Raw genomic sequence first — 15589 nt, forward strand, 5'->3', positions numbered from 1 at the left:
AATTTTTATGGCAGCACCTTTTATTACTGCGCTTGAAATCGGCACCACCACCATCAAGGTGTTGATGGCGGAAGTCCGCGAAGACGGTGGACTGATGGTGGCCGGACTTGGCGAATGTGAGTCACGCGGCGTGCGCAAAGGCGAGATTGTTGACTTTGAACTGGCGCTCGACGCAGTACGCCGCGCTATGGAAGCCGCCGAAGCGGTGGCGCACAAATCCATCGGCGAAAGTGTCTATCTGGTCGCTTCCGGCGGGCGGGTCGAAAGCTTGCTGCACATCGGCGGAATTCCGGTGCTGAACGAATACGATGAACCGGGCGGCGAAATTACCCGCGACGATATTGATCAGGCACTTGAGGTGGCTCGAAAAATTCCGCTACCCGACGAACGGATTCGTTTGCATACACTGCAACAGAATTTTGAAGTCGATGGCCGCGGCGGCGTCGTCAATCCGGAACGGATGCTGGCCGAAGAACTGCGCGTCGGCATGCTCCTCATTCACGGCCAGCGTTCTGTAGTCGAAAATCTGAAAAAGCTGACCGAAAATGTGCCGGTCGTTTGCGCCGATGCCGCCTTCGGCGGCTTCTGCTCTGCGCTGTCGGTTCTTACGCCGGAACAAAAACGCGCCGGTGTCGTGGTGATTGACCTCGGCGGCGGCACCACCGACTTCATCGTTTACAACGCCGGTCTCGTTAAGCTGGCCGGATCCATCGCCGTCGGTGGCGACCACATCACCTCCGATATCTGTAGCGGCCTCAACCTCAACCGCCGGCAGGCTGAAGCCCTTAAGAAAGAATCCGGCAGTGCGCTGATCAACCGGCTTCAAAATGATCAGCAAATTTCTATTCCTGCCGAGGGCGGTTTCAGCGGACGGATGGTGCGCGCTGCGACATTGCACACCATTATCAACGCCCGCATGGAAGAAATTTTTAAACTGATCGCCGAAAAGATTGAAGACGACGGACTTTCCGGCCAGCTCAGTGCTGGCGTCATCCTGACCGGTGGCGGCTCGGCCATGGAAGGCATCACCGATCTGGCTCAGCAGATTTTCAATGCGCCCTGTCAGGTCGGGCGCATTCACGACTGTGTCGGCCTTTCCACCAAACAGGAAGGGGCACGTTTCGCCGCCGCCATCGGTTGCGTACGCTATGCCGCCAGTCAGATGAAACCGGAACTGCCGATCCGCGCCGCGTGGCGCACATGGCTTTCAAAACTTTGGGGAGGCGCAAGCCATGAATAATTTGAAAAAGAGAATACTGATACTCGGATTAGGCGGAGCGGGATGCAACACCGTTGCCCGTATTGCGCCGCGCGCTCCGGAAGGAATGGAATTCGCCGTCATGGACTGCGATGTCCAAACGCTGGAAACCTGCGCGAATATGGAAAACCGTATTGCCGTCGGCAAGGCGTTGACCGACGGGATGAGTACCGGCGGCGATCTCGAAGTCGGCCGCCGTTGCGCGGAAAATTCTGCCAGCCAGATTGAAACGCTGTTGAGCGGCGTCGATCTGCTCATCGTCATCACCGGACTTGGCGGAGGTTTTGGTACCGGCGCTTCGCCGGTCATCGCCCGTATGGCCCGCAACTTTGGTGCGGCCACTCTGTTTTTTACTATCACGCCGTTTCCGTTTGAAGGACTGGTGGCGCAGGGTAAGGCCCATGGTGCAATCCGCAAACTGCGCACCTATGCCGACGCCATTGTGCAAATGCCCAACGCGCTGATTCAGCCGGACGGCGACGTTCTGCTCGAAGACAGTCTGGAACGCGGCAGTCGTACGCTGGCGGCTGGCGTCATTGGACTCTGGCGGATGCTGGCTTATACCGGCGTCTGCAATCTCGACTTCACCTCGCTGCAAACCATGCTCAGCTATTGCGATGCGTTCTGCCGTTTCGCTTGCGCCACGGCAACCGGAGAAGGACGCGCCGACGCGCTGATCGATTCTCTGCGCAACCATCCGCTGGTCAAAGACAGTGAGATATTTGAAAAAGCGCCCGGCATCATCATCGGCATTACCGGTGGCGAAGATATGAAACTTTCCGAAGTTCAGCAGATTGTCGAAGCCCTCACGCCGCACGGCGAAGAGTGCTGGGTCAAGCTGGGTATCGCGACCGATCCGGCTTTCGCGGGACGGCTTTCCGCCATCGTGCTGGCCGCCGAAGCGTGGAAAGAACCGCTGGTGGACGACGGACGCGGCGGACTCAAACCGCTTTCCGGCGACGGAAAACAGGGCGAGCTTCCGGGGCTTAAACGCTCACGTACCTTCGGCGGTGCGGAGCGCACCATCTGGAACGGCGAAGACCTCGACGTGCCCACCTACATCCGCCGTAAAATCAAACTTCCGCGCTGATTTTTTCCACGACGATGCGGCTGCCGGATGTTTCGATCACGCGGACGGCGGTGCCTTTCTCAATGAACTCGCCGCGGGTGATGACGTTGACGCGGTCATCGCCGAACAGTGCGCGGCCTGCCGGATGCAGGTTCATTTCCGCTACACCTTCTTTACCGAGCAGATCGCTTTGGTCGTGCGCCGCCGTGAAGCCTTCGTCTTTGTCGGTGCGCTGTTGGAGCACCATCGAACGAAAGAGCTTTGATTGCGGCAGATATTTCCCGGCGAAAAATCCGACGAGGGCTGTGCCGGTCATGCCCAGCACAAGATTTCCGATCGCCAGTTGCAGTGTGCTGTCGTTGAAGGCCGGCCAGAAGTGGCCCGGAACTTTCCATGTCATGGCGTTGAGCAGAGAAATAAGAATCAACGCGATACCGCTGATCCCGAGCACCCCGAAGCCTGGTGTGACAAACACCTCAATGAAAAGCAGGGTGAAGCCGATGATGAAGATGATAACATCTTCCATGCCCGCCAGTCCGGCGATGTGGTGTCCGAAGAAAAAGAGTACCAGCGCCGCGGTGCCGAGTATGCCCGGCAGGCCGAAGCCCGGCGTTTTGATTTCAATGTAGATGCCGCCGAGTCCGATCATCAGCAGGATCGGCGCGAATGCGGCGATGAAGCGGGCGATCCGTTCTGCCGGTGTCACTTCGAGCGTTTTTATTTCAGCGTCCGGCAGTCCGGCCTTTTCCAGCATGGCCGTAACGTCTTTGACGGTGCCTTCGGAAAGAATTCCTTCGGCTTCGCTGGCGGTCAGCGTAAGCAGTTCGCCCGCTTTGCTGAATACATTGGTGCCGACGGTGTAGCCGAGTTCGCGGCGCACCATCGCTTCGCCAAGCTGCGGATCGTGTCCGCCCTGTTCGGCGGCGGCGCGTACCATCGCGGCGACGGCGGAGGTCATTTTTTCTTCCACGGCGTCCGGCATTTTTTCGACGCCGCCGAACGGACTCATCACCAGCGGCGTGGCCGCGCCGATGACTCCGCCGGGGGCCATGTAGATGTGTTTTGTGGCCAGCGCGATGATGGCTCCGGCGGAGTAAGCGTCTTTTTCGACGAAGGTATAAACCGGTACGTCAATCTGTCCGATCAGGCTAATGATTTCGCGCGCCTCTTTGACGCCGCCGCCGGGGGTGTTCATGACGAAGACAATCGCATCGGCCTTTTCTTTTTTGGCTTCCGTGACGCCGCGCCGGACGACGTAGAGCAGGGCGGGCTCGATCTGCTCTTTGATCGGAATCTGGTAAACGAGCGGTTTTTTAGGAGGCTCTACGGCAGTTCCGAACATCGGCGCAATCAGAACGGCGAGCAGGATGACAAGGAATGGCTTATATGCTTTCATAGCGCGGATTCTATTTCGCCGCTGTGTTGAAAGAAAGAAGAAAGCCCATGCCGACCATGACCGAACTCGAAAAGCTTGTTGTGCCGCAAACGAAGCGGCCCGATTTTGACGCGTTCTGGGCTGAAACGATCCGGCGGTGCGAAACCATTCCGCTGAACGTCAAAGGCGACACGAAGACGGAGGTTCGTGACCTGACGTTTGAAGGGCTCGACGGAACTCCAATTCATGCCTGGCTGCTGCTTCCGCCGGAAGCGAAGGAGCGGAAAGTTCCGGTACTGATTCATTGCCACGGCGCAAACCGCAGTCGCGGGAAGCCGGAAAATTTCTCCGCCTGGCTGGCGGCAGGTTGTGCGGTGATCTCTCCGGACTTCCGCTTACAGGGCGGCACGACCGGATCGAATACGCAGTTTGACGGCGACGGGAAATCCGGCTGGTGGACACCGAACCTTAACGATCTGATGAACAGTTATTTGTTCTGCGTCTGGACCGATTTTCTGCGCGCCGTCCGGCTGGCCCGCGAAACGCCGGAGATCGATTCGAAGCGGATTGCGGTTTCCGGCCACAGTCAGGGCGGCGGACTGGCGTTAGGTCTGGCGGCGCTCGACCGGTCGGTGGCGCTTTGCATGGCCGATGTTCCGAGTAGCTGCTGGATGGAACAGCGGATTGCAACCCGCAGCGGCGGCGGAGCCGGAATTGCTGATTACCTGCTGGCATTTCCGGAGCGGGCTGAAACCGTCCGCCGGAATATTTCATACTTCGACAACATCAACCTCGCGCCGCAGATCACCTGTCCGGTGCTGGTTTCTATCGGCATGCAGGATACGGTTTCTCCGCCGGAATGCACGTTTGCGGCTTACAACAAAATCCGGTCGCCGAAAGAGATAGTGGTTTACCCGCAGGCCGGACACGAAGGCGGCGGGAAGATTCATCTGGAACGGAAACTGGCGTTTTTAACCGCGAATGGACACGGATGACAGAGGACGGGGGCAAAGGCTGTTCTGTAGGCCCAGTCCCCGACCGGGCGATGATTGAACGAAAGATTTTGACCGCTAGCCGACCTTAGGGAGACGGGCTTGAGCTTGCGAAAGCAATGAACGAAGAGAATGGCAACACGCTAAGACGCCAAGACGCACGGCAGGAAGGCGGGATTGGCCACCAAAAACACGAAAAGCCACAAAAGGATTCTGTAAACAGGGTGATTCCGGTGTAAGAAAAGTTTGAATGTTGGGCTGGCCTCCGTTCTCCGACTTCTGACCCCTGACTCCTGCTCACTGACCCCTGACTCCTGCTCACTGACTCCTGTTCACTGACTCCTGATTATCGCTTGGCTTGAAAGATTTGTCTGATAAGCTCGCGCCTTATTGAAGGGGCATTTTTTACGAGATTGTTTGGTGGGTTCTAAAATTGCCACTTTTTTGTCCTGTATTCGCGGAGTTTTTTTTCGTCTGTCGGTTCAGGTTATCGGTTGATCCATTTTTTTCTGACCTCTTCTCTTTTCTTTTCCCTATGTCGGGAGATTTTCCTCTGTTAAAATAAATTTTTCTCCGAACAACTTACGATATGTTTCCAAAAACTCTTTAGATTCTCGGAAAAATTTAAAAAGTGGCCATGTTGAATAGTCTTCGCGGTTCACTGGCCCTTTAGCTCCCATACTCTCCATAAGCGAAGATGCGTGATCAAATTTATCTTTAAGCACAGCCACCGCCATTCGGAGTTCTGGGCTACAGGAGCTCCAATCCTCAGAGTCTAGTGTCTCCTGACATTTTTTTTCATCGCCGGAAAATTTATGAGCAATGCATAAATTTATTAGATTAACGCGACGTATTTGATCGGAGGATACATTTTTCAATGTGTCTGTCGAAAAAAGTAAAATTATTTTTGCTAAGTCGTAACGCTCCTCTGAAAGGAGGTCAAAGCCGGTACTGTGAAGAGCATCATCAGCCTCGGCCATGTCGTCAGGTTGTAGTTTTCTCCAAAGCACATGGCCGAGTTTTATGCCGATTTCTAAGAAGCAATCTGATGTTTTGCTGAAATAGTCGGGGGTCACATGTAGCTGGTCACCAACTTTTATGTTTTTATCCAATTCGACTCCGTGCTGACGGCAGACACGCAAATATTGAGTCGAAACAATGCCATCACAGTGAACAAATAAGTTTCGTCTTTCAGTGATCTCAACGAATTGTGGCCAAATTTTTAATCCTTTTCTCAGCGGAAGAGCAAAGCGTTCTTCCATCCACTTAAAATGGTCGCTATGGCTGTCTCGAAGCACTGACTCGACTTCTTTTTCTATTAAGGAGTCGCGGGCAGCTTCAAGTGACCCAAAGGATGCGAGGTCAGTGTAAGTTAATGTTTTTTGTGACGATGCCAAAATATCGGGCTTTACTGAAAATGCTACACGAAGGAGTCGGCCAAGATAGGCGTCATATTTGTGGACCAACGCACATAGAAATATTGGAGGGATGTTGAATACTGCAAGCGATGCAGATGTAATTTTTTTTATTTTTTTAGAGAACTGGTGAAAATCTGCAGGCTTGATTTCAAAAGCTTCGGTTCCGTCTTCAGTTGTTCTCTGGACGCTCCTTTTTTTAATGAATGAATCCATTTCTTCTGTTGTTTTTTTGCAGGAGTCGCCCATTGCCTGCATCGTTGGCCCGAGTGCTTTAGATAAGCTCTCAATGTGAGAAACAAAACTGTCAATTTCGTCTTTGAATACTGGTTTCTTTTGGACGGGCTTCTCTTGTCTCGTTCTAGGTTTTTTAGTCGCCGACTTTTTTGATTCTATTGTGATGCTGGATGCTTGTTTCTTTTGGACGGGCTTCTCTTGTCTCGTTCTAGGTTTTTTGGTCGCCAGCTTTTTTGATTCAATTGTGGTGCTGGATGCTTGTTTATTATTCAAGCGCTTAGTGGGCAGAGATTTCTTTTTCGGTGTAGCTTTTTTTATTTGCTTAGTTGGCATACCAGCTCCTAACCCCGTTGAAATGTGAAGTGAATATATGTCCTTTGTAACAAGGTTCGGAGAAGAGATCAATTTTTCAATGGGTGAAAAAGTCTGGCATGAAATTCCAAATATTGGAAACGGCCGGATTTGTCGAGTTGGGTCACCCGAAAAACGAGAAAACGGATCATGAAAACGGATCCTTGCATTGACGGGGTCCAGCCTTCGCGCAGTGTTACGGCTTAGCAGGCAGTCCTTGAATATTGATGTCCGAACATTAGAAAACCTCTGTGTCCCGGTGACCTCTGTGGTTAATCTCAATCAAATAGCTGGATTAAACAGTCCTATCTAAATATTAACTCTGTATAATCGGCGTCGATTCAGAGAGGAGTTTGTATGTTGTCCATTGAAGAAAACCAAAACAGCCCGCTGCATGGTTTAAGAGCCGGGGTCAGTCCGATAAAGTGACAACGCTGGTTAATCCTAATCAAATAGCTGGATTAAACAGGCCGATCTAAACAAGAACTCTGTATAATCGGCGGCCGATTCAGAGAGGAGTTCGTATGTTGTCGATTGAAGAAAATCAGAATAACCCGCTGCATGGGTTGAGCGCCGAGGCGATGGTGACTGAACTCGTGGAGTTTTACGGGTGGGAGATTTTATACGCCGCGCTGGGTCTCAATTGTTTTCGCATGAATCCGTCCGTTCCCAGTGCTGTGAAGTTTTTACGGAAGACGGAGTGGGCCCGGCACAAGGTCGAGAATTTTTATTTATACCGCTTCAAACGGATGCCGAAAGCCCGCGGGGTGGAATTTGATTTGGATCCGCGTGATCGCGGCTTCGCGAACGGGATTGTTCCGAAAGATCCAATGCCGCTGACCGTTGAAATGATCGAAGAGATGAAGGCGGAAGCCGCAGAGAACTACCAGAACCGCCGCTCGGATTCGCGCTACTGATCGATAATGGGATTTTATAGCCACCAAAAACACAAAAAGGTTGTGTAGGAGGGCTCCATTTTCGTGCTTCTCGTGGCCATTTCTCTTTGAGCTGATTGCGGAGATGAAAGCGGAAGCCGAAGAGAACTACCAAAACCGCCGTTCGGATTCCCGCTATTAATGCCAACCAACGGAATGAGTATTTTTTGACGCTTTGCTTCTTTTCGAAAATACGAAAAGCACGTTCGGAATACCTCAGGTCACCACCCATTCACTCCGTTCATTAGAGCAAACAGCCGAGGAAGGCAGAGACCTGAGGCCAAAGGCCGAAAGAGGCTGGCCTGCCGCAGGAAGGCCGGCAATGACGAAAGGAATGGCAACTTCCGGCAATAAACGGAACAGATTCGGAATAGAGGTCTCAGGTGAAAACGAGCTTTCATTTGAGACCTCTGTTCCGAATCAAGCCCTGTGATGACAGGGCTACCCCGAAACTCCGGGGTGCCGTTTATTCTAAAATATTGCCACTCTCTACTCCTCTGACTTCCTCTAGCGCAGCGGGTGGTAAAATCTTCTCATCCGTGTTTTGCCACTTCGTTGCTGTCGCACTGGCTCCAGCCTGTCTCGCTTTGCTCGGCGCCGTGTAATCCGTGGTAAAAAACTCTTCCAGTATTCCGCGATCGAGGATCGCAGTTGCAATACTCCCACACTCCAATACTCCACCACTCCCTTACTTGAATATATCCTGCCAGTTTCCCGTCGTTGACGCCTTGGCATATTCGGTGGAGCGGTTTTCAAAGAAGTTGGTGTGTTCGACGCCGTTGAGCATGTAGTCAAGCCACGGAAGCGGATTCTCCGGCACGGTGTAGATGCTTTTCATGCCGATGCCGATCAGACGGCGGTTGGCGATGTAGCGGATGTAGGCTTTCACTTCGTCGGCTGTGAGCCCTTCGACGGAGCCCAGCTCGAAGGCGAGGTCGATGAAGCGGTCTTCCAGTTCCACGGAGCGTTCGGCGGCGCAGTAGATTTCGTATTTCAGTTTGTCGGTCCAGAGCTCTGGATGCTCTTTGATGAACGTTTTGAAAAGCAGCGCCATCGATTCGACGTGCAGGCTTTCGTCGCGGATGCTCCAGGTGACGATCTGGCCCATCCCTTTCATTTTGTTGAAGCGCGGGAAGTTCATCAGGATGGCGAAGCTGCTGAAAAGCTGAATGCCTTCGGTGAAGGCGCTGTAAACCGCCATGGTTTTCGCCATATCGAACGGCGTTTCCATGTTGAAGTTGAGCAGGTATTCATGCTTTTCCGCCATCGCGGCGATTTCCATGAAAACGGTGTACTCATCGTCGCCGAGGCCGAGCGTTTCCAGCAGTAGCGAATAGGCGTCCTGATGAACGGCTTCCATGGCGGCGAAGGCGCTGAGCATCATGCGGACTTCCGGCACCTTGAAGGTCGGCAGGAAAAGGGTGGAGTAACCGCCTGCGACATCGACGTCGGCCTGCGTGAAAAATTTAAAAATATTCAGCAGAAGGTTTTTGTCCTTCTGCGAAATATTCTCGTTAAAATCTTTCAGGTCGTCGGCCAGATTAATCTCACTCGGCATCCAATGCATCTGTTGTTGCATCTTGTAGGCTTCAAACGCCCAGTCGTACTCAAACGGTTTGTAATAAGTTCTCTCTTCTAAAAGCGGCATGGGTCAACTCCGTTGAAATGTCGAATAATGAACAAGGAACTCCGAATGCAGAAGTGCAGTCAAATCCTGTTCATATCCGATCATGTTTCAGTTCCTTCTAAATTCATTATTCGCGGTTCGATATTCGACATTTTCTAGCCTTCACACGAAAGGCACGTGCTTTCCTTGTTGTAATCGAGCATGACTTCGCGCGGTTTCTGTTCGGAGACGACGTCGGCGCGCTTGATCGCTTCGCTGCGGACATAGTAGAGGCTCTTGAGTCCTTTTTTCCAAGCCAGCATGTGGGTGTTGTGCAATTCCTGTTTGCTGACCAGCGCGGGAAAGAAAAGGTTAACGCTCTGCGACTGGCAGACATACTGCTGACGGTCGGCGGCAAACTCGATTACCCAGCGCTGGTCAATTTCCAGTGCCGTTTTGAACACGTCGCGCTCCCAGTCGCTCAGGAAATCAAGGTGCTGTGCACTGCCGCCCTGTGTGATGACGGACTTCCAGACTTCGGAATTATTCTGTCCGTAGCGTTCGAGCACTTCTTCGAGATATTTATTTTTCATCAGCGCCGAGCCGCTCTTGGTTTTCTGTGTGAAAGCGTTGGCGCGGAACGGTTCAATCGACGGACTGGTATTGCCGCAGATGATGGAACTGCTGGCGTTCGGCGCAATCGAAAGCAAGTGGGCGTTACGCACGCCGTAGCCTAAGCCGTCCGGGCATTCGCCGCGTTCGATGGCGAGTTGCCGGGTCGCCGCGACGGCCTGTTCTTTAATGAGCCGGAACATCTGCATGTTGAGACCTTTGGCGATGGCGCTTTCGAACGGAATGCTGTGCGCCTGCAAATAGGCGTGGAAGCCCATTGCGCCGAGGCCGATACTACGCTCGCGCTCCGCGCTGAAGCGGGCTCGGCCAATGCTGTCGGGCGCGTTGTCGATAAACGACTGAATGACGTTATCGAGAAAACGAATCAGATCGGGAATAAACTGCGGATGATCTTTCCACTCGTCGTAGGTTTCCAGATTGACCGAACTGAGACAGCAGACCGCCGTACGCTCTTCGTTGGTCGGCAGGGTGATTTCGCTGCACAAGTTCGACTGGTGAACTTTCAGTCCGAGCTTTTTCTGGAACTCGGGCAGGGCGTCGTTGGTGGCCTTGTCGAACAGAATGTAGGGCTCGCCGGTTTCAATGCGGTTCTGAATCAGCTTCACCCAGATGGTTTTGGCCGACACGGTTTTCTTCACCTCTTTGGTGTGCGGGTCGATCAGTTTAAAGCTGTCGTCGAAGCCGGGAATGCGCGTCGCCTGATCGATCAGGTTCATAAACTCTTCGGTCAGCACCACGCCGTGGTGCAGATTGGTGGACTTACGGTTCACATCTCCGCCGGTCGGTTTGCGAACGTCGAGAAATTCTTCGATCTCTGGGTGATTGACCGGCAGGTAGGCGGCGTAGGAGCCGCGCCGCGTTACGCCTTGGCTGAACGCCAGCATTTCGGCATCGACCACTTTCAGGAAAGGAATCACGCCGGTCGATTCGGAACCGTGCGACGTTTTGGAGCCGCAGGCGCGCACGTCGCCCCAGTAGCCGCCGACACCGCCGCCGAACGACGAAAGCCACGCCGTTTCGGTGTAGTGACCGGTAATGCCGCCCCGGCTGTCGGGAACGTAATTCAGAAAGCAGGAGATCGGCAGGCCGCGATTGGTGCCGCCGTTGGTCAGAATCGGGGTGGAAAACATAAACCAGAGCATGCTGGCGTAATCATAAATCCGCTGGGCCATGGCATCGTCGTCCGAAAAAGCGGCGGCGGCGCGGGCAAAGGCCTCTTGCGGGCTTTTTTCGCCGGGGAGCATATAGCGGTCTTCGAGAGTTTTACGTCCGAACTCGGTCATCAAACTGTCGCGGGAAAAATCAATTTTAACACTCATCAGCACCTCGTGGTTGTTATCGATTCGTTAAACCTACTAGAACGGTCATATTAATCGCGCGTACCCGGCGGATCGGCAAGCACAAAAGCACAATATGTGGTGTGACACCTTAAAAACCGGTACAAAATAAGGGATTGATCCGGCACTTGCCAGAGTTGATGGCGACCTGTACTTTCAGTGTCATGAAGCTATTCGACAGCCATTGCCACCTTCAGTCGCCAGAGCTGATTTTAATGATTGGCGACGTGATAAATCGCGCAGAGTCGGCAGGTGTTGAGCGGATGGCTTGTTGCGGTACCAGTTCCACGGATTGGAATGAAGTATTCCAGTTGTCGGCAGAATATCCATCGGTGATTCCAATGATCGGGATTCATCCGTGGTTTGTAGGTTGTAGGGCGGGGGCCGTGACCCCGCCGGAGTCCGCGATCACGGATCGCGGCTACACATGGGAACAAGAGTTCCAAACCTTGGAAAAACTATTGCGCGAACATCCGGAAGCGGGAATCGGCGAGACGGGGCTGGATTTTCAAAAGCGTTTTGCCAATCGTGCGGAGCAGGAGGCGAGTTTTGCGGCGCACCTTGATCTGGCGCGCGAATTGAACCGTCCGGTGGCGGTTCACTGCGTTCAAGCATGGGGGCGACTAATTGAAATTCTGCGCCGGCATCCAGCGCCGCGCGTTTTACTGCACGCTTTCGGCGGCGCGGCGGAACTGATTCCAGAGCTGGTCGAACTGAATTGCTGGTTTTCTTTCTGCGGATCGGTGACGAACCCGACCGCCAAGCGGGTCAGGGTGGCGGTCGCCGCCGTTCCGGCAGATCGTCTGCTGATCGAAACCGATTCGCCGGATTTTGTGCCGCCGGGCTATCTGTCACCCAACGAACCGGCTAATTTGATGCAGGTCGCCAAAGGCGTTGCCGAATTGCTTGGTATTTCTCCTGACCAATTAGCCGACCTGACTTTTACCAATGCCACACGTTTTTTTACATCTGTCTAGTTGCAGGCGGTTGCAAATTTCGCATATAGTGCGCCCCCTTATCCGGAGAAGCCTGTATGAGCCATGAGATCATGACGATTGAAGAGGTTGCTGAATATCTGCGCGTGTCGGAACGAACGGTCTATGACTGGGCGCAGAAAGGGCAGCTTCCCGGCGGAAAACTCGGTACGACTTGGCGATTCAAACGCAGTGATATCGAAGTCTGGGTGAACCGTCGGATCGGAAATTCTGCCGCACCTGTCGCTCCGGTTTCTCCGGGCATGGAAATACTAAGCCGGGCTCTTTCGCCGGAACGGGTTGTTTTCTTTGACACAAACCAAAAAGACGCCGCGCTGAAAACACTGTGTGCCGCGATTGGAACTTCGGTGCTGGTTCATAACGAAGCCGCGCTGGAACAGGCGATTTTCCAGCGCGAGGAACTGATGAGCACCGGAATCGGTTTTGGTGTTGGTGTGCCGCATGTGCGGCTGGCATCGGTGGACGATCTGGTGATGGCGCTCGGCATCGCCCGTAAACCACTGGATGACTATTCATCGCTCGACCAGACTCCGATTCAAATTGTCTGTATGGTGGCGGCTGGCGGAACGCAGCATCCGCAGTATATCCGCGCGCTTTCGTCGATCAGTTCCCGCCTCAAAGACGAAGCGGTACGTAAGGCTCTGATCGCGGCGCCGGACGCTGTTTCGGCTTTTAAAATTTTCATCGGCGAAGAGTCTGTCTGACCTTTTCCGTCCGGTATTTTTTCAATATTCCGGAAAAAATCAAATCGGGGTGGACATCCATTTTTTTTTGGTTATGGTATCCGTTCTCTTTTGCGCTGTGGTGGGGTACCGAAGTGGCCAAACGGGGCAGACTGTAAATCTGCTGGCTCTGCCTTCGAAGGTTCGAATCCTTCCCCCACCACCATTCGACGCGACAGCGGCGAATGCCCTGAGAGAGCATGCGAGTCGAAGGGCCGCTGTCTTGCTCATGGCTGGCCGTTTCCATCCGGAAATGAAAAATCCAGCCGATTGATAATCAAATTCCCCGTTCGTAAGGAGCGGGTTTTTTTGTTAGACTTCCAGCGATGAAAAATGATCCACAGTTTGATTTCTGGTATGCGGTCAACAACACCGAGGTGATTTCGGTGCCGGAACGCCGCCTTGAAACGTTTGGCACTACGATGGTGAACTATCATCTGGTGACAGAGCTGATGGACTCGGTCAATAAAGTCCGGGTGCGTGAAGGAAAGTTGAAAGCGTTCCGCCCCGAAATCATCACACCGCAGTCGATTGACGAAATGATGCTCGAAGGCTTTGGCAGCGAAGCCCGTAACTACGCCGACTGGCTGCATAAAAACGCGCAGGAAATGCAAATCCTCAAGTACGGCTTTAAAGTTCAGAAACAGGAAGTGAATGACTACATCCTGACCGATCCGCTACAGATCGTCGTCGATCGCGTTAAAGATGAAGTCGCTGGACGCGCCGACCCGCTGGGTGCCGTGCTCGTCGGCGTAGATCGTCCATGGGAAGTCTGTTTGCTGAAGCTGATGGTGGAACTGGTACAACATTCCGCGCCGGGCAATATTCAGGACATCCGCCAGCAGCAGCGCGATCACAAAGCACAGTTTCATCAGAACATCGAAAAGGCATTTTTGGCTGCTTCGCGCGATGCGACCAAGGTGCCGGAACTGGCCGATCTGCTCCGTCGCAACGGCCTTTTCGAACGCTACGAAGACCGCTTTTTCGCCGCCGTGCGCGCTTCGAAGTGAAACGTCCCCAAGCTATGGAGAGTTTCACTTTTCTGATAGAATCCGTGGTATGCAGTGGCCTGAAAATATACGAAAAAAGCTAAGGGAACTGCCGGATGAGCCGGGCGTTTACCTGATGCGCGGACGAACCGGCGGCATTATCTATGTCGGCAAGGCGGCTTCGCTTCGCAAGCGAGTCCGGAGTTATTTCCGCGACAGTACGTATCATAAAGCGGAGCCGAAACTGCGCGGACTGATCCGTTCGATTACTGATTTCGACGTGCTGGTTCTCCGGACGGATGCCGAAGCGGTGCTGACCGAAGGCAAGCTGATTAAAGAATACAAGCCGCGCTACAACACGCTGTTTAAAGACGATAAACGGTTTCCGCTTTTGCGCGTTTATCTAAACCGTCCGTTTCCAAAGTTTGAACTCTGCCGGATTGATAAGAATGACGGCGGAACCTGTTTTGGTCCGTACACATCCGGACTGGCGGCGCGTGCGGCGCTGGAATTTGTCGAACGGCGTTTCGGTATCCGGCAGTGCCGACCGGAACATCCGGATGCAGAAACCTATCAGCATTGTCATAACGACATTATCCGGCAGTGCGCCGCGCCGTGCGTTGGCAAGGTGACACCGGAAGACTATATGGAGCGCGTTCAGACGGCTTGCGCGTTTCTGCGCGGCGAACGTCCGGAGTTTATCAAAGAGGTGCGGGCGCAAATGGAAGCCGCCGCGGAAAAACACCGGTTCGAAGAAGCCGCCGCGCTGCGCGATATGATGTTTCTGCTGACCCGCGCCGTGAAGGAGCGGGCACTGGTACGCAAGACCGACCGGATGCTGATCGACGATGCAGATCGCGGCATTCAGGAGCTGGGTGAAGCACTGGGACTTGCCAGACCACCGCGCGTGATTGAGTGCTTTGATATTTCTAATATTTCCGGGACTTATGCCGTAGCGAGTATGGTGGCGGCGGTGGACGGCGTTCCGGCACCGCAGCGCTACCGCCGGTTCCGTATCAAAACTGTCGAAGGCAGCGACGATCCGCGCATGATGGCCGAAGCGGTGCGCCGCCGTTACGGACGGCTCAAAGAAGAGCAGGGCGCGATGCCCGACTTGATTGTGGTGGACGGCGGAATTACCCAGTTGCGTGCCGCCGGTGCGGCGCTGGCGGAACTCGGCGTTAAGCTTCCAATCGTTGGACTGACGAAACAGTTTGAGGAAATTGTCCGCGACAACCGGCCCGGACTGCAGCTGCCGCGCGATTCCAACGCGCTGAGGGTAATAACCGGTCTGCGCGATGAAGCGCACCGGTTTGCGATTTCGTATCACCGGCGGCTGCGTTCACAACGCATCCGCGAATCGGCGCTCGATGAAATTCCAACCATTGGGAAAAAGAAAAAAGAACTTTTGCTGAAGCACTTTGGCTCATTCGAGCGTCTTCGAAAAGCGAGTCTTGATGAGCTTTGCGCTGCCCCTGGCATCGGCCCGAAAACTGCCAGACTTGTTAGCGACCACCTTGGCCGTTAATAAGGGAAAAAATCTTTATTATTCTCATTGCCACGCCGTTTTTTATCATGTAAGACACCACCCCACAAACTAGACGGGGTTAACCCTACTTTCTTGTAATGGTTAAAGTGGGGTCAATCGCTTCGGAGTTGTAGGCAGGTATTTGGT

The 15589-nt window shown here is 53.6% G+C and carries 12 protein-coding genes and 1 tRNA gene; 9 read left to right on the plus strand and 4 right to left on the minus strand.

Annotation, left to right across the window (positions count from 1 at the left end; genetic code table 11):
* Positions 1-7: 7 nt before the first annotated feature.
* Together ftsA and HOO88_04400 are read left to right on the plus strand one after the other, a co-directional pair.
* The gene (gene ftsA, locus HOO88_04395; protein NOU35990.1) at positions 8-1240 is read left to right on the plus strand and encodes a cell division protein FtsA; all 1233 of its coding nucleotides are present in this window, start codon (positions 8-10) and stop codon (positions 1238-1240) included.
* The gene (locus HOO88_04400; protein NOU35991.1) at positions 1233-2348 is read left to right on the plus strand and encodes a hypothetical protein; all 1116 of its coding nucleotides are present in this window, start codon (positions 1233-1235) and stop codon (positions 2346-2348) included. Before ftsA ends, HOO88_04400 begins: the two co-directional genes overlap by 8 nt.
* Here HOO88_04400 and HOO88_04405 read toward each other — a convergent pair.
* Positions 2332-3723, minus strand: coding sequence for a nodulation protein NfeD (locus HOO88_04405; protein NOU35992.1), 1392 nt, complete (start codon positions 3721-3723; stop codon positions 2332-2334). The genes HOO88_04400 and HOO88_04405 overlap by 17 nt on opposite strands.
* Before the next feature lie 47 nt (positions 3724-3770).
* Here HOO88_04405 and HOO88_04410 point away from each other — a divergent pair, with 47 nt between their 5' ends.
* Complete coding sequence (locus tag HOO88_04410) at positions 3771-4697, plus strand: alpha/beta fold hydrolase (protein NOU35993.1); 927 nt, start codon at positions 3771-3773, stop codon at positions 4695-4697.
* Positions 4698-5227: 530 nt separating this feature from the next.
* Here HOO88_04410 and HOO88_04415 read toward each other — a convergent pair.
* Positions 5228-6679, minus strand: a complete 1452-nt coding sequence (locus HOO88_04415; protein ID NOU35994.1) for a hypothetical protein — start codon at positions 6677-6679, stop codon at positions 5228-5230.
* Positions 6680-7221: 542 nt separating this feature from the next.
* On the opposite strand from HOO88_04415, the gene HOO88_04420 reads away from it, so the two are divergent.
* Complete coding sequence (locus HOO88_04420) at positions 7222-7614, plus strand: DNA-binding protein VF530 (GenBank protein NOU35995.1); 393 nt, start codon at positions 7222-7224, stop codon at positions 7612-7614.
* Positions 7615-8320: 706 nt separating this feature from the next.
* Here the strand turns inward: HOO88_04420 and HOO88_04425 are convergent.
* Both HOO88_04425 and HOO88_04430 read right to left on the minus strand, forming a co-directional pair.
* Positions 8321-9280: a ribonucleotide-diphosphate reductase subunit beta gene (locus tag HOO88_04425; protein NOU35996.1), complete on the minus strand. Its 960-nt coding sequence runs from the start codon at positions 9278-9280 to the stop codon at positions 8321-8323.
* Between the two features lie 134 nt (positions 9281-9414).
* Complete coding sequence (locus tag HOO88_04430; protein NOU35997.1) at positions 9415-11190, minus strand: ribonucleoside-diphosphate reductase subunit alpha; 1776 nt, start codon at positions 11188-11190, stop codon at positions 9415-9417.
* Positions 11191-11348: 158 nt separating this feature from the next.
* Here HOO88_04430 and HOO88_04435 point away from each other — a divergent pair, with 158 nt between their 5' ends.
* The 5 genes from HOO88_04435 to HOO88_04455 all read left to right on the plus strand — a co-directional run bounded on the left by HOO88_04435 (position 11349) and on the right by HOO88_04455 (position 15442).
* Positions 11349-12185: a TatD family hydrolase gene (locus tag HOO88_04435; GenBank protein ID NOU35998.1), complete on the plus strand. Its 837-nt coding sequence runs from the start codon at positions 11349-11351 to the stop codon at positions 12183-12185.
* A 56-nt stretch (positions 12186-12241) separates the two neighbouring features.
* Positions 12242-12907 carry a PTS transporter subunit EIIA gene (locus tag HOO88_04440; GenBank protein NOU35999.1) on the plus strand — a complete coding sequence of 222 codons (666 nt, stop codon included), beginning with the start codon at positions 12242-12244 and terminating at the stop codon, positions 12905-12907.
* Positions 12908-13006: 99 nt separating this feature from the next.
* Positions 13007-13091: transfer RNA gene (locus HOO88_04445), tRNA-Tyr, on the plus strand.
* A gap of 160 nt (positions 13092-13251) precedes the next feature.
* Complete coding sequence (locus HOO88_04450; protein NOU36000.1) at positions 13252-13935, plus strand: hypothetical protein; 684 nt, start codon at positions 13252-13254, stop codon at positions 13933-13935.
* A gap of 49 nt (positions 13936-13984) precedes the next feature.
* On the plus strand, positions 13985-15442 hold the full coding sequence (locus tag HOO88_04455; GenBank protein ID NOU36001.1) for an excinuclease ABC subunit UvrC: 1458 nt from the start codon (positions 13985-13987) through the stop codon (positions 15440-15442).
* Positions 15443-15589: the final 147 nt, after the last annotated feature.

This window comes from Kiritimatiellaceae bacterium, from assembly GCA_013141415.1.
Taxonomy (GTDB): Bacteria; Verrucomicrobiota; Kiritimatiellia; order Kiritimatiellales; family Tichowtungiaceae; genus Tichowtungia.